The following is a 23707-nucleotide window of genomic DNA, read 5'->3' as shown; positions in this document are numbered from 1 at the left end:
CGGCCGGCAGCGTCACTTCTTCGGATCAGGGTGCCGCGAGGTGCCGGATTGGCATCACTTTGATGCCAAGGTGGCTTGTTGATGGTGCCATCCTGTGCCATGATGGCGACATGGACCTGACGTCGTACGTGAGCAACCTCGGGCGGGAGTTCGCCACCCTCGCCGAAAGCGGCGGAGACGAGGCGCGGGCACTGGTCGAGCGCCTGACCGGGTCGCTCGAGTCGGCGATCCGGATGACACTGCTGGACGCGCTGTCGGCCGCCGCCGACGAGATCACCCGCGACCTGGCGCCCGGCTCGGTGGAGTTGCGGCTACGCGGCCGCGACCCGCACTTCGTCGTCACCACGCCACCGGTCGAACCGACCGGACCCACCACCACCGGTGACGCCGCGGCGACGGTCGATGGTCCACCCGACAACGACCTGCTGATCACCGAGGACGGCCCGGTGACGCGGATCAACGTACGCCTGCCCGAGCAGCTCAAGGCCGCAGTCGAGGAGGCCGCCGCCAAGGAGGGGCGCTCGGTCAACGCCTGGCTGGTCCGGGCGGCAGCCGCCGGTCTGCAGCGGTCCGACCGGGACCGGCGCCGCGACGAACGCGGCACCGGGAAACGCAGCACGCAAGCCTTCACCGGCTGGGTGCGCTAGCCACACCGCCCCTCCCGGTCCACCGTCCACCTTCCACACCTCACGTCCCCGACCTGCGGGGACGGCCCACCAACCCATGATGCGGGGAAAACCATGCCTACTTTCGACACGCCCGAACCGATCTCCGTCACCCTCGAACTCGGCAGCGGCAACGTACAGATCGCCGCGACCGAGCGCACCGACACCGTCGTCGAGGTCCGCCCGAGCGACACAGCCGACGACTCCGACGTGGCTGCCGCCGCCCGGGTACGCGTCGACTACGCCAACGGCACCCTGCGGGTCACCGCCCCGAAGTCACCCGCCTTCGACTTCTCCCGCCGGACCCGGTCCGTCGAGGTGTCCATCCAACTGCCCAGCGGTTCCCAGGTCTCCGCCGAGACGCAGTTGGGCGACGTCCGGTGCACCGGACGGCTCGGGCAGTGCTGGGTCAGGACCGCCGCCGGACATGCCTGGCTGGAACTGACCGGCCCGCTGCGGGTGGACACCTCGGCCGGCCACGTCACCGTCGACGGCGTCACCGGCGACGCCCGGATCACCACCGGCTCCGGCACGATCCAGATCGGCGAGATCGACGGCACCGCCGTGGTCAAGAACTCCAACGGCGAGACCACCATCGACGCGGTCACCGGCGACGTACGGGTGCGCGGGGCCAACGGCGACATCCGCGTCGAACGGGCCGGCGCCGGCGTCGACGCGAAGACGTCCAACGGCAGCATCCGCCTCGGCGAGGTGGCGCGCGGCTCGGTCGTGCTCGGCACCGCCATGGGCAACCTGGACGTCGGCATCGCCGAGGGCACCGCCGCCTGGCTGGAAGTGAAAACCGACTTCGGGAAGGTCCACAACCTGCTGAAGACCGCCACCCAACCCGACGACGCCGACGAGACCGTCGAGGTGCGCGGCCGCGTCTCCTACGGCGACATCACCATCCGCCGCTCCTGACCCACTCCTGGCTCCAAGAGAGGGACACCATGACCTCCACGCAGCCCCGGCCGGCGATCGCCGCCACCGGGCTCCGCAAGGCGTACGGCGATCACGTCGTGCTCGACGGCATCGACCTGCACGTACCGGCGGGAACGGTCTTCTCGCTGCTCGGCGCGAACGGCGCAGGGAAGACCACCACGGTCAAGATCCTGTCCACGTTGATCCGACCGGACGCCGGGGACGCCCGGGTCGCCGGGCACGACCTCACCCGCGACCCCGACGCGGTCCGCGCCGCGATCGGCGTCACCGGCCAGTTCTCGGCGGTGGACAACCTGCTCACCGGCAAGGAGAACCTGCGACTGATGGCCGACCTGCACCACCTCGGCCGGGCCGACCGCCGCCGGCGCGTCGCCGGACTGCTCGACCAGTTCGACCTGACCGGGGCGGCCGGCAAACCGGCGTCGACCTACTCCGGCGGTATGCGGCGGCGGCTCGACCTGGCGATGACCCTGGTCGGCAACCCGCGAGTGATCTTCCTCGACGAGCCGACCACCGGGCTCGACCCGCGCAGCCGGCGCACCATGTGGCAGATCATCCGGGACCTGGTCGCCGACGGCGTCACCATCTTCCTGACCACCCAGTACCTCGCCGAAGCCGACGAACTGGCCGACCGGATCGCGCTGCTCGACCACGGGCGGGTGGTCGCCGAGGGCACCGCCGAGGACCTCAAACGCCGCATCCCCGGCGGACACATCCGGCTGCGCTTCGCCGACCAGCGACGCCTCGACACGGCCACCTGTGTCCTCGGCCAGACACCCGGACGCTCGGCCAGGCATCCCACTCACTCGGTCAGGTCACCCGCGACCCCGACCCGCTCGCTCTGCGGGTGCCCAGCGACGGCAGCCTGCAGGCGCTGAAGACCCTGATCGGTCGGCTCGACGACCACGCTGTCGAAGTCGACGAACTGTCCGTACACACCCCCGACCTCGACGACGTCTTCCTCGCCCTGACCGGCGACCCCACCGACAACGACAAGGTGACCACCCGATGAGCGCCCACGCCCTGACCGGCCCGACCACCGCCGCCGGCCTGCGTACCCACCCGCTGCGCGACTCGGTGACGATGCTGCGTCGCAACCTCAGACGCATGCTGCGCTACCCGTCGATGACCGTGACCCTCGTCGGGATGCCCGTCGTTTTCCTGCTGCTGTTCGTCTACGTGTTCGGCGGCACCCTCGGCGCCGGGCTCGGCGAACTCGGTGCGACGATGTCCGGCGGGACGCTCCCCGGCGGCGGGGCCGGCGGGCGCGCCGCGTACGTCAACTACGTGGCACCGGCGATCATCCTGATGACCGTGACGACCACCGTCCAGGGGACGGCGATCTCGATCGCGATGGACATGACCGAAGGCATCATCGGCCGATTCCGTACGATGCACATCGCCCGCGTCTCGGTGCTGACCGGACACGTCCTGGGCAGCATGGTCCAGGCGGCGGTCAGCCTGGCGGTCGTCATCGGCGTCGCGCTGCTGGTCGGCTTCCGGCCCACCGCCGGGCCGGTCGGGTGGCTGGCCGCCGCCGGATTCCTGCTGGTGGTGACCTTCGCGCTCGTCTGGCTGTCCGTCGCGCTCGGCCAGGTGAGCCGCAGCGTCGAGACCGCCAGCAACCTGCCGATGCCGCTGATCCTGCTGCCCTTGCTCGGCAGCGGGTTCGTCCCCACCGACTCGATGCCGGCCGGGCTGCGCTGGTTCGCCGAGTACCAGCCGTTCACCCCGATCATCGAAACCCTGCGCGGCCTGCTGATGGCCGAGTCGGTCGGCAGCAACGGGTGGATCGCGCTCGCCTGGTGCGCGGCCATCGCGCTCGGCGGCTACCTCTGGTCGAAACGGCTGTTCAACCGCGAGCCCTGAACCCTGACTGTGGCTGATGCCTGCTGCGGCACAACTATGCCGCAGCAGGATCAGACCCTTCTGCGGTACGGCGCGCTCGGCCCGGCGTCCGGGCGGCCGCTGGCGTTCGCGTCGGTGGCACAGCGGCGACGAGGACCGCGGTGACGGTGAGCAGCCCGGCCAGCCAGGCCATCGGGCGCAGGCCGACCATCGTGAAGCCGAGCCACGGCGGCGCCCACGGGTCGCCGCCGGTGATCGCTGCGTGGCTGGTGGCCAGCCCACCCACCGCCAGAGCGGGCAGGCTCAAGACGGCGGCAGCTCCGAGCAAGGAGACGGCGACGACCCGGACCCAGGCACGTCCGCTGGTGTGCGCATCGAGCTGCCGAAGGGCAAGCAACGTGGTGATCAGGGCGACGAGGAATCCGGTGACCGCCAGCGGCCAGACCCACCACGGCCGCGCGCGGCCAACGTCGATCACGAAGCTCGTGGCGTCCCGCGCAGACAGACGCACGGCGACACCGTCCCGGGTCGCCGTGAATGCGTCGTAGTCACCTCGGGCGCGGAATCGCTCGGCATCCCAACCGGCAGCCGTGAGCCGGTCGACCGCCTCGCTGACCAGACGGCCGTCGGAGGTCGACGCCGGACCGAACGGCAACGGCACCCTGACGGTCCCGGCGACGTAGCCGTCACCTCCGACGAGCAGGGTCCAGGCACTGTCGACAGCCGGCGGAAACCCGTGCCGGTCACCGTTTCGGGTCGGCTCACCCACCTCGACGTCGGGAAACGCGACAGCGGCCATCTGTCGAGCTGCCGCCGTGTCGGTGGTCGGCCCTGCCGTCTGCCAGCCCAGCCACGAGCCGAACACGGCACCGACAAGACCAGCCGACGTCGCAAGAATCAGATAAGCGATCTTCACCTTGTGTCCAGCAGGTAGAGGTGCAGGCCGATCCCGGCTGTGCCGGGGTTGTCGCAAGGGGCATTTCCGGACATGAACTCCCGTTGATCTCGGCGGTGACGTCGATGCCACCGATTCTATCGGAGTTCGTCCGTCCGATCTCGGCATGAATACCTCTCCTTCCCGGCTGTTGGGTCGGTTGTCTGACCTGCCGACGTTGTGGGCCGAGTGGTCGCGGGTCGCCGCCGGCACCGCACTTGCCGGAGCGGACGGCGTGACCGTCGCCGAGTTCGCCCACCACCTCGGGCCACGACCGGAGTCGCTGTCCGCGCTGCTGCGCAGCGGCGAATACACCCCGCAGCCCCTTCGACTGATGACCGTCACCCGTGGTGGCGAGCGCCGCGACCGGGGCATTCCGACCGTCGCCGACCGGGTCGCCCAGCGCGCTTTCCTGCACGTCGCCGGCGACCGGTGGGAGACCCGCCGCGCCGAGGTCAGTTTCGCGTACCAGCGGGGTCGTTCCTGGGTGGACGCGCTGACGATGGCTCTCGCGTACCGGGACAAGGGGTTGCGCTACGTGGTCCACGCGGACATCGCGGATTTTTCGCCAGCGTCGACCACCAGCTCCTGCACGAGATGGTCAGCGGCAGTCACGCCGACCCGGCGGTTAGCCGGTTCGTACGCGGCTGGTTCACCGCGCCGATACGGACCGCCACCGGTCTGCGTACCCGGGTCCGGGGTGTTCCCGAAGGCGCGCCGATCAGCCCGACCCTGGCCAGTCTCGTCTGCGGCTGCACTCGGACAAGACGCAGATCACCGCGTTCGACGCCGGATTCAGCATGCTCGGCCGGGTGTTCAACGGCGAGTACGGCCAGCCCGAGCAGCCCAACGCGGACTGGACCCACCCGCTGCTCAACACGCCGCAGCGGGGCAAGCTGTCGGCCAGCAACGGGAGCCGGCGATGATCGGCAAGGCGTTCCACGTGATCGGCCCGGACTGCGTCCTCGGCCGGCGCGAGTCATCCCCACCAAGATCGCCAACCAGGCGACGCTGCTGCGCCGCCGCGCGAAACGCAGCAGTGACCCGGAGACGGTGTGGGCGGCGGTCACCCGGCTCGCCGAGTCCGCGCTGATCTCGCGGTATCAGGCCCGGCTGGCCATGCCGGCCCGCGAATGGCCGGCCCCCGCCGACCAGCCGACCTACCACCAACTGGTACGCCGCCAGGCGCTGCGGCTTCGCGGCTGGCTGCTCGACGAGCAGGCGCAGTTCCGGCCGTTCCGCTGGAGGTGACCGTCATGCAGCCCAGCTGGTGGACCGTCACCTTCGACCTGCCCGACGACCGCGATCGCCGGCAGCTGACGACGTTGCTGCGCCGCCACGGCGTACGAGTGCTGTACAGCGTCTTCACCATCCGCATGGGTGACGCGCACCTGGACCGGCTGCTCGTCGCCAGCGCCGAACAGTTCACCGGCGGCGGGCACCTGCTGGCCCTGCCGTCCTGCCCGGACTGCGAAACCGCCGGGTACGGCATACCGCTGGAAGTCCTCCCCGAGCAGGGCTGGGCCGGCTGGTGAACCGGCCGGTGCTCGTCGTCTACGACATCGTGAACGACCGCCGCCGCGCCGAGGTACGCGCCCGGCTCGGCCCGATCGCCGACCGCTTCCAGTACAGCGGGTGGCTGCCGGCCCGCCAGCCACACCGCCTCACCCGTCAATCCGGCTGGACCGCCCACTGAACGGGGCCGCCGATCTACAGGGGTCGCCAACGTGGCTGGCAAGGCACCGCGCGGTACGGTTCCCGTGTGGAGCGGATCACGCTGCATGACCACCGCGATGACGCGGGCAGGGCGCTGGAGTCGGTCGAGCGCACCGGTGAGCCGGTCGTCATCACCACGCACGAGCGGCCTGTGGCCGTGCTGGTCGGGATCGACGAGTGGGAAGAACTCGAAGCGTTCCGGGACAGCAGGGACGCTGCGGTGATCGCCCGCTCCCGCGCCGAAGGGCAGTTCGTGCCGCTGCCTGCGGCGCTGGAATCGCTCGGCGTCGAACCTCGTGCAGTTCAAGCTGTGGCTGGGGCGGGTCGGTGAGGAGAATCGAGGCCATGAGCAGCTTTCCAGCCACAGGTCGGCGCAAGTCCACGCGGTCCGGCGGCGACGACAACTGCGTTGAGGTGAACGTGACGGGTGATCGGGTGGGCGTGCGGGACAGTAGGGCCGGCCCGGCGGGTCCGATTCTCAACTTCAGCCGTACGTCGTTCGCCTCGTTGCTCCACAGCCTGCCGGCCAGGCAGGGGTACCCCCAACGGTCGTGATCCGCGTTTCCGGTTGCTGGCCGCGCGTGGGGTGGCGGCGGCACCTGCCGATCGGTCGGCTGATGTGGCTGCTCGGGTACGCCGACGACCAGCGCGGCTGGCGCGACGAGACGGTCGGGCTGGCCGAGGAGACCGACCTGGTGCCGGCCATGGCGGTCGCCTTCACCACCGCCTGCTCGGCCGCGTTCGCGGCCGGGTTGCTGCAGGGCTACCAGGTACGCGAGGAGGCGTTGCCGGTGCTGCGGGGCCGGATCCGGGAGGCGTGGGCAAGCCCGGTGAGGCCGCCGGGCCGGGCCGGCCGCCGAACAGCGACGTCTACCAGATGCTGGCGTACTGCACGACGTACGGGCTGACCCGGGGCCACCTGGTGTACGCCGCCGGTGGCCCGACGTCCGGCAGTTATCAGCTGACCGGTGCCGGGATTCGGGTTGACGTGCACCCGGTCGACCTGTCCGTGCCGAACGGATATCCGGTTGCCGGCGGCTGAGACGATCATGCGGTGCCGAACCCCACCGCCGAACTGCTCGCCGCCCTCGACCCGCTGACCCACCACGCCGGGACGTCCGCCCTGGCCGGGCACACCCGCCGACTGGCCGCCGCCGGGCACCTGCCCGCCGTGCTCGCCGAGCTGGCACGCGGTGACGCCTACCAGCGGTTCCTCGGCCTCACCATGGCGGTGATCGTCGGCGACCAGGCGACGGTGCGGGCCGGGTTCGTCGACCCGGACCGCCGGCTGTGGGCGGTCGCGGTCACCGCGTACCTGCGCTCCGGCTGGGCCGACCCCGACGAGGTGGCGGCGCTGCTGCACGATGCCCCGGCCGACCTGCGGCGCACCGCGTACCGGACGCTGCGGGCCGCCCGCCGCGCCGACCTCGCCGACGCGCTGATCGACCCGGTTCGCGTCCGGTTCGGCGACACCGAGGCCGCCGTCCTGCTGCCGGCCTGCGGCCCGGAGACCGTCGCCCGGCTGCTGCCAGACCTGTCGTACGCCGTCGTCAGCGGCGTCGCGCTGGCCCGCCGGCACCCCACCGTGCTGCTCGACTTCGCGCAGGCGCAGCTCGCCGCCCGGTCCCGCGCCGCCCGCGACACCTGGTGGTCCGAGTGGGGCCGCGCGGTGCTGCACACCGCGCAGCAGCATCCGACGCGGGTGTTCGACCTGCTGGAGCGGTACGCCCCGACGACCTGCCTGCCCGGCGCGACGACCGCGTACGGCGTACTGGCCGGCGCGGATCCGGCGCGGACCCTGCGGCTGCTCACCGCCCCGGCGCGGGCCGGCTGGCTGCGCCGCCAGCAGCTGCCGTCCGGGCTGCTGGACCGGCTGCGCGACGCCGACCTGGCCGACCTGACGCCGCTCGGGGTACGGCTGCGCGGCACCGACCACGCCTTCGCCCGGCTGCTCGCCGCGCTGGCACCGGCTCGCCGCGGCGAGCTGTACGACGCGGTGACGGCCGATGTGGACACCGCCGACCTGCTGCTGTCGGAGCAACTGCTGACCGTGCTGCCGCACCGCTGGCAGCACCGGGAGGCCCGCCGGGTGCTCGGCCTCGACCGGGTCCGGGCCAGCGAGGAGTCGACGCTGACGTACACCGCGTTCCTGCCCTGGGCCGAGGCGGAGTCGGCGCTGGTCGCGGCGGCTCGGCGGCCGGATGCGACCGCCCGGGGCACCGGCTACGCGCTGCTGCTGGCCGCCGCCGGGCGCAGCGGTGATCCGGCGGCCGTCGTCGCCGCCGTCGAGCAGCTGCGCCGGCTGCGCAACGACCAGGACCCGGTACGGGCCCGCGCGTTCACCGCGTTGTCGCAGGTCGTCGGCCTGCTCACCCCGGCGACGGTGCCGGCGCTGACCGACGTCGTCACCCAGGCGGTGGCCGCCCGGGACACCTCGTCGGCCAGCCTGACGGCGCTGGGCGGGCTGGCCGGGCAGGTGCTGCGCCGGCACACAGCCGACCCGGCGCTGGTCGGCTGGGCGATGCAGACCTTCGAGACGCTGTACGACGGCCGGCAGTTGCCGTTCCTCGGCCGACTCGACCAGGTGCTGCGCCGGGGTCAGGAGCACGACCTGTTCACCCGGATCGCGCCGTGGATCGAGGGCGCGGCGGCCCGGGACCGGTACGAGCCGCTGTTCGCCGTCGCCTGGTCGCTCGGCCGGCGCGCCTGGCGGCTGCCGCACCTGCAGCGGCTGCTGCGCCGGGCGATCCGCCCCGGCGTGGTGTCGTCGGTGTTCCGCCGGGCGGTGACGTTGTGGCTGGCCGACCCGGCGACCCGGGCCGACCGGGTCGGCGAGGTGCTCGCCGTCGATGCGTCCACGGTGGAGATCCACGAGGTGTGGCAGGCGATCTGCACCCGCCGCACCGACCTGCTCGACGAGGTGTTCACCACGCCGCCCGGTAAGCGGACCGGCAAGTTCCTCTCCGCCGGTGCCCGCTGGGTGCCCGGCCCGGCGCACCGGGTCGCCCGGTGGCTGCCCCGCCACCAGCGGGCGTACGCCGACCTGCTGGCGTCGATCGCCGCCGACCGGAGCATGGCCAAACACCATCGGGTACGGGCGATCAGCTGCGCCGCCCCGGTACCCGGTGCCGGCTGGGCGGTCGTCGCCCGGCACCTCGACGCGGCGGACGTCACCCTGGCCGAGGCGGCGCTGGCCGCGCTGGCCTGGACCGACCGGCCGGACGAGGCGCTGCCGGTGCTGCTGCGGCACGTCGACGACGACCGGGCCCGGGTCGCCGTCTACGCGGCCGGCCGTACCGCCCGGCTCGTCGCACCGTCCACACTGGTTGCCACCCTCACCGACGTGGCCCTCGGCGCCGGCAAGGTGACCAGCCGCAAGCAGGCGCTGCGGCTGCTCGCCCGGTACGGCCCACCGGAGGCGTTCGACGTGGTCACCGCGGCGTACCAGCGGGAGGACCAGCACCCCGACGTGCGGGCCGCTGCGGTCGCCGCCGCCCGGCAGCGGCCCGACGTGCCGGCCAGCTGGGCGATCCTGGCCGGGGCGGCTGGTGTCGGCCGGCCCGATTCGGCGGCCGACGGGTCCGACTCGCCGGTGTCGTCGCGGGCCGAGGTGTCGGCGCTGCTGGACGCACCGCCGTCGACCATCGCCGAGCCGGACCGCCCCCGGTACGCCGCACTGGTCGTGGCCGCCACCAGCAACCCGGATCCGGAAGCGGCCCGGCTGGCCTGGATGGCGTTGCCGGCCTGGGCCCGCTGGGCACCCGAGTTGACCGGGTTGACCGTCGCCGCCCTGACCGACCTGGACGACCCGCACCGGTGGGCGTCGGCGATGCGGGTGGTGACCCGGCTGCTCGACGAACCGGCGGCGGCAGCGGCAGCGGATGGATCGCCGTCGGCAGCTGACGGGTCGCCGCCGGCGGTCGATCGGTCGCCGTTGGTGGTCGCGGTGGACGCGCTGGCCCGGCTGGACCGGTCCGACGACCGGCCGGGTGACCCGGCGGGGGACCGGCCGGCCCGGCGCCGCCTCGACCGGCTCGTCGACGCGGCGGTGCGCTGGTGCCGCGACGCCGACCCGGACACCGACCGGACGGCGGTGCGGGCCGCCGCGCGTACCCTCGTCGGGTTTGCCGATCTGATCCCGCAGGCGGCGCGGCTGCTCACCCACCTGGTGCCGCTGGCCGCACCGACCGCGCCCCCGGTCGTGGCCGAGCTGGCCGCGCTCGCCGACCTGGTCGCCGACCGGCCGGTGCTGGCCGGCCGGCTCGCCGAGACGCTGACCGACCAGGTACGCCGGGCCGAGAGCAGCTGGGACCCGGCGGTGCTGACGGCCGTCGTCGGGACGCTCGCCGAGCGGGGTGACCTGGCGGCCGGGTTGTTCGCGGTGGCGCTGGTCCGGGCCGGTGACCGGTACGGCTGGTCGCCGCCGTGGCGGTCGCCGCTGCACCGGCTGCGCCGCCATCCGGTGCCCGACGTCCGGTCGGCGGCCCTCGACCTCGCGATGGCGTCCGGCTGAGTCCGACCGGGCGTTGGCCTTGCCCGGCTGCCGCACCATGATCGGCAACCGGCAGGTCGGTGCCGGTCAGGCGTTCGGGAGACGAGGGGTAAGCGTGCAGCGAACGGGGCGGTCGCGGCCGTACGGAGGTATCGGGTCGGGCCGGTGGGTCCGGGCGGTGGCCGGTCTCGTCGCGGCCGCCGTCACGGTGACGGCCGTCACCGGCTGCTGCGACGACGAACGGATGGCCGCCTTCGAGGAGGCGATCATGCCGATCGTCGTCGAGATCGCCAAGGAATCTGTGGCGGCGCTGCCGGCGCCGTACCGGATCGTCGCCGAGGTCGGCATCTACGCCACCGAGGAGGCGGCCCGCGAGCAGGCTACCGACCAGGACGCCACCTATCTGATGATCAACCAGACGAGCGACGGTACGCAGCGGGTAAGTGTCTTCCGGATCGACACCACCCGCAAGTTGCGGTGACCGGCTCGTCTTCGACGGTGACGACCTGCACTACGACCTGGACACCGGGCGGTTCGGCGACCCGGAGCAGGATCCGGAGTTCGCTGCGGCGGTGGATCTGGTGGAGCCCCGGTCCGCCGGCACCTGGAGCTCGCTGACCGGCGGCCAGGCCGCCCTGCGTAACGGCGCACAGGCCGCAGACTGGGACGAAGGTACGCCGACCCTCGGCGGCTGCGCGTCACTGCCCGACTCGGCCTGGAACGACGAGGAGGTCGTCCAGGGCATGTTCAGCGGCAACCGGTGGCGACGGCTGTTTCCGGTCTACTGCATCCGGACCAGCGACGGGCGGTACGGCACCCTCACCCAGCGCACGTCGGTCGACGGCGAGGAAGGCCCGCTGCAACTGGAGTACGTGCTGTGGAAGAAGCCGGGCGACTGATCATGGTCGGCGGCGTCCCGTTTGCGCGGTTAGGCCCGTCTGCGCGGTTCGGTGCGGCGCGGCGGGCGGGTGGCGAGGCATCCGGGCTCTGGTGGAACATCGGCCGGCCGGGCGGCGTTGGATCCTGGCGTTGGACCGAGTAGGCGAGCGGCCCGGCTGATCTGCCGGGCCTGATCCGCCTGATCCGCCTGGTCTGTCGCCCGGCGTGGGTACGGCCGGATCTGCGGCCCCGCCCGGTGCGGAATGCCGGGCACCCCCGGATGGTTGTATCCGGTGCGCCGGTGAGACCGCCCCCCCGCCTGGACCGGCGGGTGTGCGCAGGTCGGAGCGCATCATTTGAGTTCGACTTTTTTGTGCGTGTTCTGTTCTGTCCCGTTCGTGACCGGTTATCGACCCGGTGGGTCCGGTGTCCGGTTCATCCCCCTCGGAACGGAGATTCTGCTATGAACACGATCTTCCGTAAGTCTGCTCTGTCGGTTGCTGGTCTGCTGACCGCTGGTGGTGTGGTGGTGGCTCCTGCCATGGCGGCGCAGGCCGCTGGTCCGGGTGCCGCCGATGGTGGTGCGCGTGAGGTGGCGGTGGAGTACGAGGCGCAGCCGAATTTCTACTACTGCGGTCCGGCGGCGACGCGGATCGCGTTGACGGCGCAGGGTCATGCTCCGTCGCAGGACGAGGTGGCGGGCAAGCTGGGGACGACCGAGGCCGGTACCGATTCGGCTGAGGAGACGACCCGGGTGCTCAACGAGATGATCGGTGAGGCCGAGTACGAGACGACCGCGATCGGCACGGACGCCGCCAAGCCGGAGCACGTGGAGAAGCTGCGGGCCGATGTGCGGGAGGCCGTGGACGACGACCGGGCCGTGGTCGCGAACATCATGGGTACGGCGACCGACGTCGACGGGGTGGCGCACTCGTACGAAGGTGGGCACTACCTGACGGTGACGGGTTACCGCGACGGTGGCGACACGGTGAAGATCGCCGACCCGTACTTCGAGGGCCAGGAGTACTGGATGGACCTTGACGCGCTGGCTGACTGGGTCGCCGCACGCGGCTACTCCGCCTGAGTCGTCCCTGAGTCACGTCCCTGAGCTCTGCCCAGGTCGAACCCGATGAGGTTGCTTGACCGGTCCGCTGGCCGGGTCCCGTACGCCGGGATCCGGCCAGCGGCGTTTGGCGTGCCTGACGTTGCATTTTCGTCGGTGGCAGGGTGTACTGTGAAGCAGAGGTTAGAACGGGTGTTCGATAACAGGTAGCTCTGCTGGTTGGGTCCGCCGGTCAGCAACGGCACCACCGGAGTCGACACCCGTCCTGGCCGCCGGGAGGAGCGATTCGCGGCGCGAGTCCCGGCAGTGCGGCGCCGCGAGCCGCACGCCCCGGCACTGGACTTTCGCGGGTCCAGCGCCACCAGGCAGGACCGCTGCCCGCCGCCCCCGACCCCCGGGCGGCGGGCAGCGGACCCCCGCCAGCATCGTCGGTGCGGATGCGGTGTGGGGAAGCATCCGCATCCGCACCGACGACGCCCCGCCGACGTCTTCCTCCGTGGGCGGGCACCCGAACAGGTGAAACGCGCGGAGGAGGATCCATGCCGACCACTTCGGCACCGGCCCAGGCACCCACGGTGCCGGCGCACCTGCTGCCCAACCGCACCCCGGCCCAGTTGCTCGTCCTCGCCCGGCACGGGCTGACTGAAGCGGGCAACACCCGCCCCGACGGGCTGCGGTACGCGGCAGCCCACCTGGCCGCCCTGCGCGCCGCCGCCGCGATGCTCGCCGCCCGCGCCCGGCCCGCCCCCACCCGCCGCAACCGGGTCACCAGTGTCTGGGCCCTGCTGATGATGGTCGCCCCCGAGATGGCCGAGTGGGCCACCTTCTTCGCCGCCGGCGCCAGCAAACGGGCCGCCGCCGAAGCCGGCATCCCCCGGGTGGTCACCGGCCGGGAAGCCGATGACCTGCTGCGCTCCGCCGGGCAGTTCGTCTCCCTGGTCGAGGACACCCTCGGGCTGGCCCACCAACCAGCTCTCGACGGCCTGGCCGCTGCCTGACCGACCAACCCACGCAGGCGTGACTTCTGTTGCCGCTGGCACTCGTGGTGCCGGCGGCGATCACGCGCACACCACCACCAACACAACACCGTGTAAGCGGAACACCCGGGGGAGAGAAGCAGGATGGCAGGGCGAATGGTGGCCGGCACGGCGGCGTTGTCCGCCGTCGCCGCCGGCCTGGTCCGCCCGGCCAGTGCGCTCGCTGGCGGCGCCGGATCAGCGGCGACGGCCGGTACGCCGGACCCGACCGGCCTGCCCGGGGCGGGCGGCATCGACCGGGTGCTTCCCGTCCCGACCATGCTCACCGGCCTGCTACCCGGACGAGGGCTGCGCCGCGGCTCCACCGTCAACGTGCTGCCCCACCGGTCGGCCCGGCTCGGCGCGACCTCGCTGCTGTTGGCCCTGCTCGCCGAGGCGTCCCGGGCCGGGCTGTGGTGCGCCGTCGTCGGAGTGCCGGCGCTGGGTGTGACCGCCGCCGCCGAGCTGGGCATCGCCCTGGACCGGCTGGCCCTGGTGCCCAACCCCGGACCGGACTGGCCGGCGGTGGTCGCCGCGCTGATCGACGGGGTGGACGTGGTGGTGGTCGCCGCCCCCGCCGCCGTGACAGCGCAGGTGACTGGCCGGCTCGCCGCCCGGGCCCGGCAGCGGGGCTGCGTGCTGGTGCCCTGCGGCCGGTGGGACGCCCCCGACGTAACCCTGCAGGTGGTGAACGGCCGCTGGGAAGGGCTCGGGCCGGGCCGGGGCCGGCTCCGCCGTCGGGAGATGGTCGTCTCCGCCCGGGGCCGGGGAGCGCTGACCCGGCCCCGGGAGATCCGGATCTGGCTGCCCGGTGGCCCACCCACCCCGGCAGCCGCCGCGCCGGCCGGCGGCATCACCCGCCGGACCCGCCGTGCCGAGCTGACCCTGGTGCAGCGGCGATGAGCCGCACTGAGCTGACCCTGGTGCGGCGCGGATGAACATGGCCACCCCGGCCGGCCGGCCCACCCGGGCGCTGGTCGTCTGGTGCCCCGACTGGCCGGTGACGGCCGCCGAGATCATCGACGGCGTGCCGGCCACCGGGCCGGTGGCCGTCCTGCACGCCAACCGGGTGGTCGCCTGCACCGCGGCTGCCCGCGCCGACGGCGTACACCCCGGGTTGCGCCGGCGGGAGGCGCAGAGCCGCTGCCCCGGGCTCACCGTGCTCGACCACGACCCGGCCCGCGACGCCCGGGCGTTCGAGCCGGTCGTCGCCGCGATCGAACAGGTCGTCGCCGGGGTCGAGGTGCACCGCCCCGGAGCGTGCGCCGTCGCCGCCCGAGGCCCGGCCCGTTACTTCGGCGGCGAGGAGCCCGCCGCCGAGCAGATCATCGAACACGTCGCGCAGGTCTGCGAAGTCGAAAGCCAGGTGGGTGTCGCCGACGGGTTCTTCGCCGCCGGGCTGGCCGCCCGTACCGGCCGGATCGTCCCGCCCGGCGACAGCCGCACGTTCCTGGCCGGGCTGCCGCTGCGGGTGCTCGGCCGACCCGATCTGGCCGGCCTGCTGCGCCGGCTCGGTCTGCGTACCCTCGGGGATTTCGCCGCGCTGCCGGCCCGCGACGTGCTCGCCCGGTTCGGCCCCGACGCGGCGCTGGCCCACCGGCTGGCCGGCGGGCGCGACGAACAGCCGTTCACCCCCCGACAGCCGCCGCCCGAACTGTCCGTCACCGCCGACTACGACGAACCGCTCGACCGGGTCGACGCGGCCGCGTTTGCCGCCCGCGCCCTGGCCGAGCAGCTGCACGACCAGCTCAGCAGGCACGGACTGGCCTGCACCCGGGTCGGCATCGAAGCGGTGACCGCGCACGGCCAGGAACTGCACCGCGTCTGGCGGCACGACGGAATGCTCACCGCCGCGGCGATCACCGACCGACTGCGTTGGCAGCTCGACGGCTGGCTCACCGGCGCCGCCGCCCGTCGGCCGGGTGCCGGCAGCACCGCGTCACCGCCGGCACCCACCGCCGGGATCGTCCGGCTGCGGCTCGTCCCGGACGGGGTGCTCGCCCGGGTCGCCCTGCAACCCGGCCTGTGGGGGGAGATCGGCGCGGAGGACGCCCGGGCCCGTCGGGCGTTGACCCGGGTGCAGGGGCTGCTCGGGCCGGACGCGGTGGTCACCGCCGTGCTCGGTGGCGGCCGGTCCCCGGTCGACCAGGTCCGACTGGTGCCGTGGGGCAACGAACGGGCGCCGGCCCGGTCCGGTCAGCCGCCGTGGCCCGGCCGGCTGCCGCCGCCGGCACCGGCGGTCGTGCTGCCCGCCCCGCTGCCGGCCGAGGTGTACGACGCGGCAGGCGAACCGGTCACCGTCAGCGCCCGGCTGGTGGTCAGCGCCGCGCCGGCCCGGCTCGCCGTCGGTACGGGCCCTGCGGTCGACGTCACCGGCTGGACCGGCCCGTGGCCGCTCGACGAACGCTGGTGGGCGCCGGCCGAGGCGCGCCGCCGGGCCCGGTTCCAGGTCGCGCTCGCCGACGGCAGCGCCCTGCTGATCGCCCGCGCCGACGGGCGCTGGGTGGTGGAGGCCGTCTATGACTGACGACCCGATGGTGGTCGACCCGCTCGCGGTTGACGGCGACGGCGGCGACGCGCCGGGCTGGACCCGCAAACGGGCACCGTACACACCGCCGCCGGGGCTGGCCGCGCCGTCGGCCGCGCCGCTGGTCACCGCCGGGGGCGGGCCGGCCGCCGCCGGGGGCGGGCCGGTCACGCCGTACGCCGAACTGCACTGCCACAGCAACTTCAGTTTCCTCGACGGGGCCAGCCACCCGGAGGAGCTGGTCGAGGAGGCGGTCCGGCTGGGGTTGACCGCGCTGGCCGTCACCGACCACGACGGCTGCTACGGGGTGGTGCGGTTCGCCGAGGCGGCCGCCGCGTACGGGCTGCCGACCGTGTTCGGCGCCGAACTGTCCCTCACCGAGGACAGCACCGGCGCGGGCCGGGGCGGTGCGGACCGGGGCAGGGTAGGCGACCGGCGGGCGGCACCGCGCACCGGGGAGCCGGACCCGGCCGGGCGGCACCTGCTGACGCTGGCCCGTGGCCCGGCCGGGTACGCCCGGTTGGCCCGGGTCATCTCCCGGGCGCAGCTGCGCGGCGGGGAGAAGGGCCGACCCGACTACGGCAGCCTGGAGCAGGTCGCCGCCGCGCTGCGCGACCACGTACTGGTGCTCACCGGCTGCCGCAAAGGGCCGGTGCCGGCGGCGCTGCGTACCGGCGGGGTGGCCGCCGCCGACGCGGAGCTGGACCGGCTGGTGGCGCTGTTCGGCGCGGACGGCGTCGCGGTCGAGCTGACCGACCACGGGCATCCGGACGACGGCGACCGCAACGACGCCCTCGCCGAGCTGGCCGGCGCCCGCAGGCTGCCGACGGTGGCCAGCGGCAACGTGCACTACGCCACGCCGGCCCGGCACCGGATGGCCAGCGTGCTGGCCGCGATCCGGGCCCGCCGTGGCCTGGACGACATCGACGGCTGGCTGCCCGCCGCCGGCGCCGCCCACCTGCGCTCCGGCGCCGAGATGGCGGCCCGGTTCGCCGACTACCCGGGTGCGGTGGCCCGGGCCGCCGGCTACGGCGCCGAACTGGCGTTCGACCTGCAGCTGGTCGCCCCCCGGCTGCCGGACCACCCGGTGCCGGCCGGACACACCGAGATGAGCTGGCTGCGGGAGCTGACCTGGCGGGGCGCGCTGGAGCGGTACGGCCCGCGCGAGGCGCACCCGGAGGCGTACCGGCAGCTCGACCACGAACTCGACATGATCGAACGGCTGGACTTCCCCGGCTACTTCCTGGTCGTGCACGACATCGTGGCGTTCTGCCGGGAACAGGACATCTACTGCCAGGGACGGGGGTCGGCGGCCAACTCGGCGGTCTGCTACGCGCTGCGGATCACCAACGTCGACGCGGTCCGCCACCAGCTGCTGTTCGAACGGTTCCTCGCTCCGGAACGCGACGGCCCGCCGGACATCGACGTCGACATCGAGTCCGGCCGCCGCGAGGAGGTCATCCAGTACGTGTACCGCCGCTACGGCCGGGAACACACCGCCCAGGTGGCCAACGTGATCTCGTACCGGCCCCGGTCGGCGGTGCGCGACGTGGCCCGCGCGTTCGGGTTCTCGCCCGGCCAGCAGGACGCCTGGAGCAAACAGATCGACCACTACGGCGCGGTCGCGGCGGCCGGGGAGGACATTCCGGCGCAGGTGGTGGCGTACGCCGACGAACTGCAGACCTTCCCCCGGCATCTGGGCGTCCACTCCGGCGGGATGGTGATCTGCGACCGGCCGGTGATCGAGGTGTGCCCGGTGGAGTGGGCCCGGATGCCGGGGCGCACCGTGCTGCAGTGGGACAAGGACGACTGCGCCAGCGTCGGCCTGGTCAAGTTCGACCTGCTCGGGCTCGGCATGCTCACCGCGCTGCACGACGCACACGACCTGATCGGCTCCGAACTGGACCTGAGTGCCATGTCGCTGGACGACCCCGAGGTGTACGCGATGCTGTGCCGGGCCGACTCGGTCGGGGTGTTCCAGGTGGAGAGCCGCGCCCAGATGGCCACCCTGCCCCGGCTGAAACCGACCTGCTTCTACGACCTGGTCGTCGAGGTGGCGCTGATCCGTCCCGGCCCGATCCAGGGCGGCTCGGTGCACCCGTACATCCGCCGGCGCAACGGCCAGGACCCGGTGACCTACCCGCATCCGCTGATGCGCAACGCGCTGGAGAAGACCCTCGGCGTGCCGCTGTTCCAGGAGCAGCTGATGCAGCTGGCGATCGACCTGGCCGGCTTCGACGCCGCCGGCGCCGACCAGCTGCGCCGGGCGATGGGGTCGAAACGGTCGGCGTCTCGGATGGCCGCCATCCGCGACCGGCTGTACGCCGGGATGGCCGGCCGGGGCATCACCGGTGAGCTGGCCGACGACCTGTACGTGAAGCTGAGCGCGTTCGCCAGCTTCGGGTTCCCGGAGAGCCACGCGATGAGCTTCGCCTACCTGGTGTACGCCAGCGCCTGGCTCAAGCGCTACCACCCGGCGCCGTTCCTGGCCGCGCTGCTCAACGCCCAGCCGATGGGGTTCTACTCGCCGCAGACCCTGGTCGACGACGCCCGCCGGCACGGGGTACGGGTGCACCGGCCGGACGTCAACGCCAGCGGTGCGGCGGCCACCCTGGTCGTCGACGCCCGTACCCGGTGGGGTGGCGCGTCGGGGGAGCCGCCGCACCGGTGGGGGGTCGGCGGCCCGCAGGTGCGCCTCGGCCTGTCGGCGGTCCGCGGCATCGGCGACGAGCTGGCCGAACGGATCGAGGCCGAGCGGGCCGCGCACGGGCCGTACCGGGACATGCCGGACCTGGCCCGCCGGGTCGGGCTGACCGCCGCCCAACTGGAGGCGCTGGCCACCGCCGACGCGTTCGCCTGTTTCGGGCTGACCCGTCGGCAGGCGCTGTGGGGGGCCGGGGCGGCCGCGCAGGAACGCGCCGACCGGCTGCCCGGGGTCGCCGTCGGGGTCGCCGCGCCGACCCTGCCCGGTCTGGACGAGGTGGACGCGTTGATGGCCGACGTGTGGGCCACCGGGCTGTCACCGGACACCCACCCGGTGCGGTTCGTCCGGGACCGGCTGGCCGCCGCCGGGGCGGTGCCGATCGCCGCTCTGGGTCGGGTCGTCGCCGGCACCCGGGTCCGGGTCGGTGGCATCGTCACCCACCGGCAGCGCCCAGCGACCGCCAGCGGGGTGACGTTCGTGAACCTGGAGGACGAGACCGGGATGCTCAACGTGACCTGCTCACCCGGGCTGTGGCAGCGCTACCGGACAGTGGCCCGGTCCAGCGCGGCCCTGCTGGTGCGGGGCCGGCTGGAGAAGGCCGAAGGGGTGATCAACCTGGTCGCCGACCGGCTGGACGCGGTGACCACCCCGGTCAGCCCGACGTCCCGGGACTTCCGCTGACCGCCGGATCCGCCGCGCGCAGGTCAGCTCGGCGACGGGCCGGGTACCGACGGGCTGGGTGCCGGGGTGGTGTCGGGGCTCGGGGGCAGCGCCGGCAGCTCGAACGGGTTCCGCTCAGGACAGAACGGGTAGGTGTACTGCACGTTCGAGTCGCGCAAGGTGATTCGGCCGCCCATACGCGAGAGGCTCTGCCCGACCCGCAGCTGCTCCAGGCCTGGCAACTCACACCAGTTCGGGAAGCCGAGGAGGATCGGCTCGCCGTTCTCGTCGAACAGCCGGGCGCCCTCGATCAGCCGGCCCTGGCTGTCGTAGACGTAAACATCCAGTGGAGACGCTGAAGACGGCAACGGGGGACTGAGGTAGGCCGCACCACCGTTCGACTCCATCACGACGACCGGACCTTCTTCCGCCGGCGGGAAGAGTACGAACGCGGCTGAGCACAGCACCACCAGGGCGCTGGCCACCACAGTCGCCCGCCGGGGCCACCGGGACAGTCGCTGTCCCCGGCGGCCGAGCCAGACGGAGCCGATCGTCATGCCGGTGAGCACCAGCACCCCGGCCGCGATGCTGCCGCCGGGCGCGGGCAGCGGTCCGACCAGCTCGCCGGCGGCGAGGTACGCGAACAGCGTCGCCGCCAGGTAGCCGCGCAGCACCCACCAGCTGGGGCGCAGCGACCGCAGGAACTCGCTGGCGGTGCCGTAGCCGAGGACCGGCCCGATCCGGCGGTCGATCCGGCCCAGCCGGTCGCGGGTGACATGCCAGGCGACGGCCGCCCGGTGGCCGACCCCCGGCGTCGCCGCCGGGGCGTCCAGCGCGGCACTGGTACGCAGTTCGGCGGCGTACTCCGTCGGGTCGCCGAGCCGGTCGACCAGCGTGCCGTCGCCTTCGGCGAGCACCTCGGCGAGGTGCTCGGGCAGATCCTCGAGCAGTTCGCCGCGGACCTGGTCCGGCAGGTCGGCCAGCGCGGACCGGACCTGCTCGACGTAGTGCGTGATCTCAGCCTGCGTCGCGGCGTTCACGCCGCCACCCCCCGATCGTCAAGTAGGTTGTCCATCGTCGTGGCGAAGCTGCGCCAGGTCTTGCCGGAGCGGGTCAACTGGTCACGCCCGGCGCCGTTGAGCGAGTAGTACTTGCGGTGCGGGCCCTCCTCGGACGGGACCACGTAGGTGGTGAGCAGACCGGCCTGGAACAGCCGGCGCAGCGTGCCGTACACCGAGGCGTCGCCGACCTCGGTCAGCCCGGCGGTGCGTAGTCGCCGCAGGATGTCGTAGCCGTAGCCGTCCTCGTGCTGCAGCACAGCGAGGACGGCCAGGTCGAGCACCCCTTTGAGAAGCTGGGTGGTATCCACGCCTCACAGACTACTTCGCAGTGCGATGTACCGTCAATCGCGGAGTACCGCCCCGGCGACCACCGGCGCGCCCGGATCTGGCCGCACCGCACCGGGGTGGGCCGCACCGGACCGAGTGGGACCGGGTCGGGCCGATAGGCTCGCGCGAGTGGAACTGACACACATCCCGGCCGCCCAGGCGGCCGGCCCGCGAACCGCCGTGGTCTGGTCCGTACTGCGTCACGAACTGGACCGGCAGCCCGGCCGCAGGCTCACCGTGGTCGACGTCGGCGGCGGCACCGGTGGCTTCGCGGTGCCGCTGGCCGAGGCCGGACACCAGGTGACCGTGGTCGACGCCAGCCCCGACGCGCTGGCCGCGCTCACCCGCCGGGCCGCCGACGCCGGGGTCGCCGACCGGATCACCGCCGCCCAAGGCGACGGCGACGCGCTCGGCGAGCTGATCGCGCCGGCCAGCGTCGACCTGGTGCTCTGCCACGCGGTGCTGGAGGTGGTCGACGAGCCGGCCCGGGTGGTGGAGTCGCTGGCCACGGTGCTGCGGCCGGGCGGGGCGGCCAGCGTACTGGTCGCCGGCCGCGCCGCGGCGGTGCTGGCCCGCGCGGTCAACGGACATCTCGACCTCGCCGCCGCACTGCTCGCCGACTCACAGGGCGCCGCCGGCGCGCGGGACACGCTACGGCGCCGCTACGACGCCGACCGCGCCGTCGATCTGCTCGCCGCCGCCGGGCTGCGGGTCGAGCAGATCCACGGGGTACGGGTGCTGTCCGACCTGCTGCCGGCGGCCGTCGCCGAGGGCGACCCGCAGGCCCTGCTCGCCCTGGAGCTCGCCGTCGCCGCCCAGCCGCCGTACCGGGACCTCGCCACCCAGCTGCACCTGTTCGCCCGGCGTCCGCTGTGACAGCGGCGGACCCGCCGGCTGCGGAGCTGCTGCGCCCGGTGCGTCCGGAGTACGGCGCGGCCAGCCTCGCCGACGTGCTGCCCAGTGTGCTGGCGGTGCTCGGGGTGCCCGGCGCGAGTGACGTACTCGGCCTCACCGGGCCGCTCACCGGGGTGCGGCGCGTCGTCGTGCTGCTGGTCGACGGGCTCGGCTGGCACCAACTGCCGGCAGCTGGCGAGCACGCCCCGACGCTGGCCGCGCTCGTCGCCGGTCGGTACGCGCGGCGGCTCACCACCGGCTTTCCGTCCACCACGCCGACCAGCCTGGTCAGCTTCGGCACCGGCGCCGCGCCGGGGGCGCACGGGGTGCTGGGCTTCCGCAGCCTGGTGCCCGGCACCGACCGGGTGCTCAACCACGTCGACTGGCGGGACGACCCGGACCCGCGGCGGTGGCAGCCGGTGCCGACCCAGCTGGAACGGGCAGCGGCCGCCGGGGTGGCGGTCACCGTGGTCAGCCGGCCCGAGTTCGCCGGCAGCGGGCTGACGGTCGCCGCCAACCGGGGCGGTGCGTACCGGGGCGCGGCCGACACCGACGCCCTCGCCGCCGGGCTGCTCGACGCGGTCACCGCCGGCGACGCTCCGGTGCTGGTCTCCGGCTACCATCCCGACCTGGACCGGCACGGCCACCTGTCCGGGGTCGGTTCCCCGCCCTGGCGGGCCGCCGCCGCCGACCTGGACCGGCTGCTGGACCGGGTGCTGGCCGATCTGCCCCGGGACGCGGCGCTGCTGGTGACCGCCGACCACGGCCAGCTGGATGTGCCGGCCGACCCGCGACACCGGTTCGACCTGGACACCGACCCCCGGCTGCGGGCCGGCGTGCGGGTGGTCGCCGGGGAGCCCCGCGCCCGCTACCTGCACCCGGTGCCGGGCGCGGTGGGCGACGTCATCGCCGGGTGGCGGGCCGTCCTCGGCCCGGCGGCCCGGGTGGCCGAGCGGGACGAGCTGATCGCCGAAGGCTGGTTCGGCCCGGTGCCACCGGATCATTTGGGCCGGATCGGTGACGTCGTGGTGATCTGTCGGGACCGGTCCGTCGTGGTGGCCACCCGGACCGACCCGGTCGGCTCCGCGCTGGTCGGCTTCCACGGTGGAGTGACCGAGGTCGAGATGGCCGTTCCACTGCTGATCGCCACCGGTGCGGGTCCCGAGTGATTTGCCCGGTTGGGTGTGCTATGGGAGTGAAACTCGCGGTGCGGCAGGCGAGAAAGATCGAGTTCCTGGTGTGACGAGGGCCGGGCAGCGGTGCACTGTCCGGTCGGGCGGCTACTCTGTTACCAGGTGATGACGTCCGCCGGACGGAAAATCAACCTAGGCGGTCCGTCGTCCGGCTTTCCGACCCGCGACCCCCCTCGTAGACTTGCGGGTAAGCAGCCGGTTGGCTGCCACGGTCTGTCGGTCCGACCGGGCTGACCAACGTGACCGGGGAGGAGTGCCGTGCCGCTCTCGGAGCACGAGCAGCGGCTGTTCGAGCAGATCGAGCGGTCGCTTGCCGAGGACCCCAAATTCGCCTCGGCCGTGCGCGCCAGCGACCCGCGTTTCCACACGCGGCGTCGCCTGCTCGTCGCTGCCGGTGTGATCATCATTGGCCTTGCCCTGGTCGTTTACGGCACAGTGAGCAAAGTGCCACTGCTCGGTGTGGCCGGCTTCGTGGTCATGCTCGGGGCAGCGGCGTTCGCCATGCAGTCCCAGCGCAAGTCGAACTCGCCCGACCTGCGGGTGGTCGGCGGGACCACGCGCCGGAAGACCCGCAGCGGGCGACGGTCATCGCTGATCGACCGGCTGGACGAACGCTGGCGCCAGCGGCCGGAGGGCCACCGCTGACCTAGCCGGCGGGCATCAGCCGCCCGGTCCGGCGTGACCGGGCGGTCGTGTCGTGCCCACCTACCGGCCCGCCACGCCGGGCAGCGGCGGTCGGCCACGGATCTCGTCGACTGACCGTGCTGCTTGACTGACCGCGCTGCG

At 73.5% G+C, this 23707-nt stretch carries 25 protein-coding genes and 1 pseudogene; 23 read left to right on the top strand and 3 right to left on the bottom strand.

What is annotated here, in order from left to right:
• Window positions 1-110 precede the first annotated feature (110 nt).
• The 4 genes and pseudogenes from ACFHWU_RS01140 to ACFHWU_RS01125 all read left to right on the top strand — a co-directional run bounded on the left by ACFHWU_RS01140 (window position 111) and on the right by ACFHWU_RS01125 (window position 3476).
• Entirely contained in the window at window positions 111-647 is a 537-nt protein-coding gene (locus tag ACFHWU_RS01140; RefSeq protein WP_416551688.1) for a YlcI/YnfO family protein, read from the top strand.
• 93 nt (window positions 648-740) lie between these two features.
• Window positions 741-1586, top strand: a complete 846-nt coding sequence (locus tag ACFHWU_RS01135; RefSeq protein WP_416589613.1) for a DUF4097 family beta strand repeat-containing protein — start codon at window positions 741-743, stop codon at window positions 1584-1586.
• A 29-nt stretch (window positions 1587-1615) separates the two neighbouring features.
• A pseudogene (locus tag ACFHWU_RS01130) lies at window positions 1616-2619 on the top strand (ATP-binding cassette domain-containing protein).
• Window positions 2616-3476, top strand: coding sequence for an ABC transporter permease (locus ACFHWU_RS01125; RefSeq protein WP_416589612.1), 861 nt, complete (start codon window positions 2616-2618; stop codon window positions 3474-3476). Before ACFHWU_RS01130 ends, ACFHWU_RS01125 begins: the two are co-directional and overlap by 4 nt.
• A 34-nt stretch (window positions 3477-3510) precedes the next feature.
• Here ACFHWU_RS01125 and ACFHWU_RS01120 read toward each other — a convergent pair whose 3' ends face one another.
• Entirely contained in the window at window positions 3511-4371 is an 861-nt protein-coding gene (locus ACFHWU_RS01120) for a hypothetical protein (protein WP_416551692.1), read from the bottom strand.
• 818 nt (window positions 4372-5189) lie between these two features.
• Here ACFHWU_RS01120 and ACFHWU_RS01115 point away from each other — a divergent pair.
• The 16 genes from ACFHWU_RS01115 to ACFHWU_RS01040 all read left to right on the top strand — a co-directional run bounded on the left by ACFHWU_RS01115 (window position 5190) and on the right by ACFHWU_RS01040 (window position 19467).
• Window positions 5190-5315: a hypothetical protein gene (locus ACFHWU_RS01115; protein ID WP_416589611.1), complete on the top strand. Its 126-nt coding sequence runs from the start codon at window positions 5190-5192 to the stop codon at window positions 5313-5315.
• 127 nt (window positions 5316-5442) lie between these two features.
• Window positions 5443-5640 carry a hypothetical protein gene (locus tag ACFHWU_RS01110; RefSeq protein ID WP_416589610.1) on the top strand — a complete coding sequence of 66 codons (198 nt, stop codon included), beginning with the start codon at window positions 5443-5445 and terminating at the stop codon, window positions 5638-5640.
• A gap of 5 nt (window positions 5641-5645) precedes the next feature.
• On the top strand, window positions 5646-5924 hold the full coding sequence (locus ACFHWU_RS01105; RefSeq protein ID WP_416589609.1) for a hypothetical protein: 279 nt from the start codon (window positions 5646-5648) through the stop codon (window positions 5922-5924).
• Window positions 5921-6085: a hypothetical protein gene (locus tag ACFHWU_RS01100; RefSeq protein ID WP_416589608.1), complete on the top strand. Its 165-nt coding sequence runs from the start codon at window positions 5921-5923 to the stop codon at window positions 6083-6085. Before ACFHWU_RS01105 ends, ACFHWU_RS01100 begins: the two co-directional genes overlap by 4 nt.
• Before the next feature lie 66 nt (window positions 6086-6151).
• Window positions 6152-6436, top strand: a complete 285-nt coding sequence (locus ACFHWU_RS01095; RefSeq protein WP_416589607.1) for a type II toxin-antitoxin system Phd/YefM family antitoxin — start codon at window positions 6152-6154, stop codon at window positions 6434-6436.
• Window positions 6437-6450: 14 nt separating this feature from the next.
• Window positions 6451-6660 carry a DUF397 domain-containing protein gene (locus ACFHWU_RS01090; protein WP_416551696.1) on the top strand — a complete coding sequence of 70 codons (210 nt, stop codon included), beginning with the start codon at window positions 6451-6453 and terminating at the stop codon, window positions 6658-6660.
• Window positions 6657-7013, top strand: coding sequence for a hypothetical protein (locus ACFHWU_RS01085; protein WP_416589606.1), 357 nt, complete (start codon window positions 6657-6659; stop codon window positions 7011-7013). Before ACFHWU_RS01090 ends, ACFHWU_RS01085 begins: the two co-directional genes overlap by 4 nt.
• Complete coding sequence (locus ACFHWU_RS01080; protein WP_416551700.1) at window positions 6983-7147, top strand: hypothetical protein; 165 nt, start codon at window positions 6983-6985, stop codon at window positions 7145-7147. The genes ACFHWU_RS01085 and ACFHWU_RS01080 overlap by 31 nt, the downstream gene beginning before the upstream one ends.
• Window positions 7148-7159: 12 nt before the next feature.
• Window positions 7160-10618 (top strand): hypothetical protein, encoded by a 3459-nt coding sequence (locus ACFHWU_RS01075; RefSeq protein WP_416589605.1) that lies wholly within the window; start codon window positions 7160-7162, stop codon window positions 10616-10618.
• 157 nt (window positions 10619-10775) lie between these two features.
• Window positions 10776-11078, top strand: coding sequence for a hypothetical protein (locus ACFHWU_RS01070; RefSeq protein WP_416551704.1), 303 nt, complete (start codon window positions 10776-10778; stop codon window positions 11076-11078).
• Window positions 11041-11496: a hypothetical protein gene (locus ACFHWU_RS01065; RefSeq protein ID WP_416551706.1), complete on the top strand. Its 456-nt coding sequence runs from the start codon at window positions 11041-11043 to the stop codon at window positions 11494-11496. The genes ACFHWU_RS01070 and ACFHWU_RS01065 overlap by 38 nt, the downstream gene beginning before the upstream one ends.
• Window positions 11497-11939: 443 nt before the next feature.
• On the top strand, window positions 11940-12560 hold the full coding sequence (locus ACFHWU_RS01060; protein WP_416551708.1) for a C39 family peptidase: 621 nt from the start codon (window positions 11940-11942) through the stop codon (window positions 12558-12560).
• A gap of 518 nt (window positions 12561-13078) precedes the next feature.
• Complete coding sequence (locus tag ACFHWU_RS01055; RefSeq protein WP_416551710.1) at window positions 13079-13537, top strand: SAV_6107 family HEPN domain-containing protein; 459 nt, start codon at window positions 13079-13081, stop codon at window positions 13535-13537.
• A 123-nt stretch (window positions 13538-13660) separates the two neighbouring features.
• Window positions 13661-14458 carry a hypothetical protein gene (locus tag ACFHWU_RS01050; RefSeq protein WP_416551712.1) on the top strand — a complete coding sequence of 266 codons (798 nt, stop codon included), beginning with the start codon at window positions 13661-13663 and terminating at the stop codon, window positions 14456-14458.
• A 37-nt stretch (window positions 14459-14495) separates the two neighbouring features.
• Window positions 14496-16082, top strand: a complete 1587-nt coding sequence (locus ACFHWU_RS01045) for a DNA polymerase Y family protein (protein ID WP_416589701.1) — start codon at window positions 14496-14498, stop codon at window positions 16080-16082.
• Window positions 16075-19467, top strand: a complete 3393-nt coding sequence (locus tag ACFHWU_RS01040) for an error-prone DNA polymerase (protein WP_416589604.1) — start codon at window positions 16075-16077, stop codon at window positions 19465-19467. Before ACFHWU_RS01045 ends, ACFHWU_RS01040 begins: the two co-directional genes overlap by 8 nt.
• Window positions 19468-19490: 23 nt before the next feature.
• Here the strand turns inward: ACFHWU_RS01040 and ACFHWU_RS01035 are convergent, their stop codons facing one another.
• Complete coding sequence (locus ACFHWU_RS01035; protein ID WP_416589603.1) at window positions 19491-20486, bottom strand: HAAS signaling domain-containing protein; 996 nt, start codon at window positions 20484-20486, stop codon at window positions 19491-19493.
• Entirely contained in the window at window positions 20483-20815 is a 333-nt protein-coding gene (locus ACFHWU_RS01030) for a PadR family transcriptional regulator (protein ID WP_123602621.1), read from the bottom strand. The genes ACFHWU_RS01035 and ACFHWU_RS01030 overlap by 4 nt, the downstream gene beginning before the upstream one ends.
• Before the next feature lie 148 nt (window positions 20816-20963).
• Here ACFHWU_RS01030 and ACFHWU_RS01025 point away from each other — a divergent pair, with 148 nt between their 5' ends.
• From ACFHWU_RS01025 to ACFHWU_RS01015, 3 genes are all read left to right on the top strand, one after another.
• The gene (locus ACFHWU_RS01025) at window positions 20964-21710 is read left to right on the top strand and encodes a methyltransferase domain-containing protein (protein ID WP_416551716.1); all 747 of its coding nucleotides are present in this window, start codon (window positions 20964-20966) and stop codon (window positions 21708-21710) included.
• Complete coding sequence (locus ACFHWU_RS01020) at window positions 21707-22897, top strand: alkaline phosphatase family protein (protein WP_416589602.1); 1191 nt, start codon at window positions 21707-21709, stop codon at window positions 22895-22897. Before ACFHWU_RS01025 ends, ACFHWU_RS01020 begins: the two co-directional genes overlap by 4 nt.
• Before the next feature lie 282 nt (window positions 22898-23179).
• Window positions 23180-23566 carry a DUF3040 domain-containing protein gene (locus ACFHWU_RS01015; RefSeq protein WP_416551719.1) on the top strand — a complete coding sequence of 129 codons (387 nt, stop codon included), beginning with the start codon at window positions 23180-23182 and terminating at the stop codon, window positions 23564-23566.
• Window positions 23567-23707 lie beyond the last annotated feature (141 nt).

It is taken from the genome of Micromonospora sp. LOL_015, from assembly GCF_048060275.1.
GTDB lineage: Bacteria > Actinomycetota > Actinomycetes > Mycobacteriales > Micromonosporaceae > Micromonospora_E.
Note: the sequence above shows the minus strand (reverse complement) of the source record. Positions and strands in the feature narration are given on the sequence as shown.

Excerpts from the sequence above, each read along its gene's own strand:
- ACFHWU_RS01140 (WP_416551688.1), top strand. The coding sequence starts at position 111 with ATGGACCTGACGTCGTACGTGAGCAACCTCGGGCGGGAGTTCGCCACC.
- ACFHWU_RS01090 (WP_416551696.1), top strand. The coding sequence starts at position 6,451 with ATGAGCAGCTTTCCAGCCACAGGTCGGCGCAAGTCCACGCGGTCCGGC.
- ACFHWU_RS01105 (WP_416589609.1), top strand. The coding sequence starts at position 5,646 with ATGCAGCCCAGCTGGTGGACCGTCACCTTCGACCTGCCCGACGACCGC.
- ACFHWU_RS01045 (WP_416589701.1), top strand. The coding sequence starts at position 14,496 with ATGGCCACCCCGGCCGGCCGGCCCACCCGGGCGCTGGTCGTCTGGTGC.
- ACFHWU_RS01040 (WP_416589604.1), top strand. The coding sequence starts at position 16,075 with ATGACTGACGACCCGATGGTGGTCGACCCGCTCGCGGTTGACGGCGAC.
- ACFHWU_RS01135 (WP_416589613.1), top strand. The coding sequence starts at position 741 with ATGCCTACTTTCGACACGCCCGAACCGATCTCCGTCACCCTCGAACTC.
- ACFHWU_RS01055 (WP_416551710.1), top strand. The coding sequence starts at position 13,079 with ATGCCGACCACTTCGGCACCGGCCCAGGCACCCACGGTGCCGGCGCAC.
- ACFHWU_RS01115 (WP_416589611.1), top strand. The coding sequence starts at position 5,190 with ATGCTCGGCCGGGTGTTCAACGGCGAGTACGGCCAGCCCGAGCAGCCC.
- ACFHWU_RS01125 (WP_416589612.1), top strand. The coding sequence starts at position 2,616 with ATGAGCGCCCACGCCCTGACCGGCCCGACCACCGCCGCCGGCCTGCGT.
- ACFHWU_RS01080 (WP_416551700.1), top strand. The coding sequence starts at position 6,983 with ATGCTGGCGTACTGCACGACGTACGGGCTGACCCGGGGCCACCTGGTG.
- ACFHWU_RS01060 (WP_416551708.1), top strand. The coding sequence starts at position 11,940 with ATGAACACGATCTTCCGTAAGTCTGCTCTGTCGGTTGCTGGTCTGCTG.
- ACFHWU_RS01050 (WP_416551712.1), top strand. The coding sequence starts at position 13,661 with ATGGCAGGGCGAATGGTGGCCGGCACGGCGGCGTTGTCCGCCGTCGCC.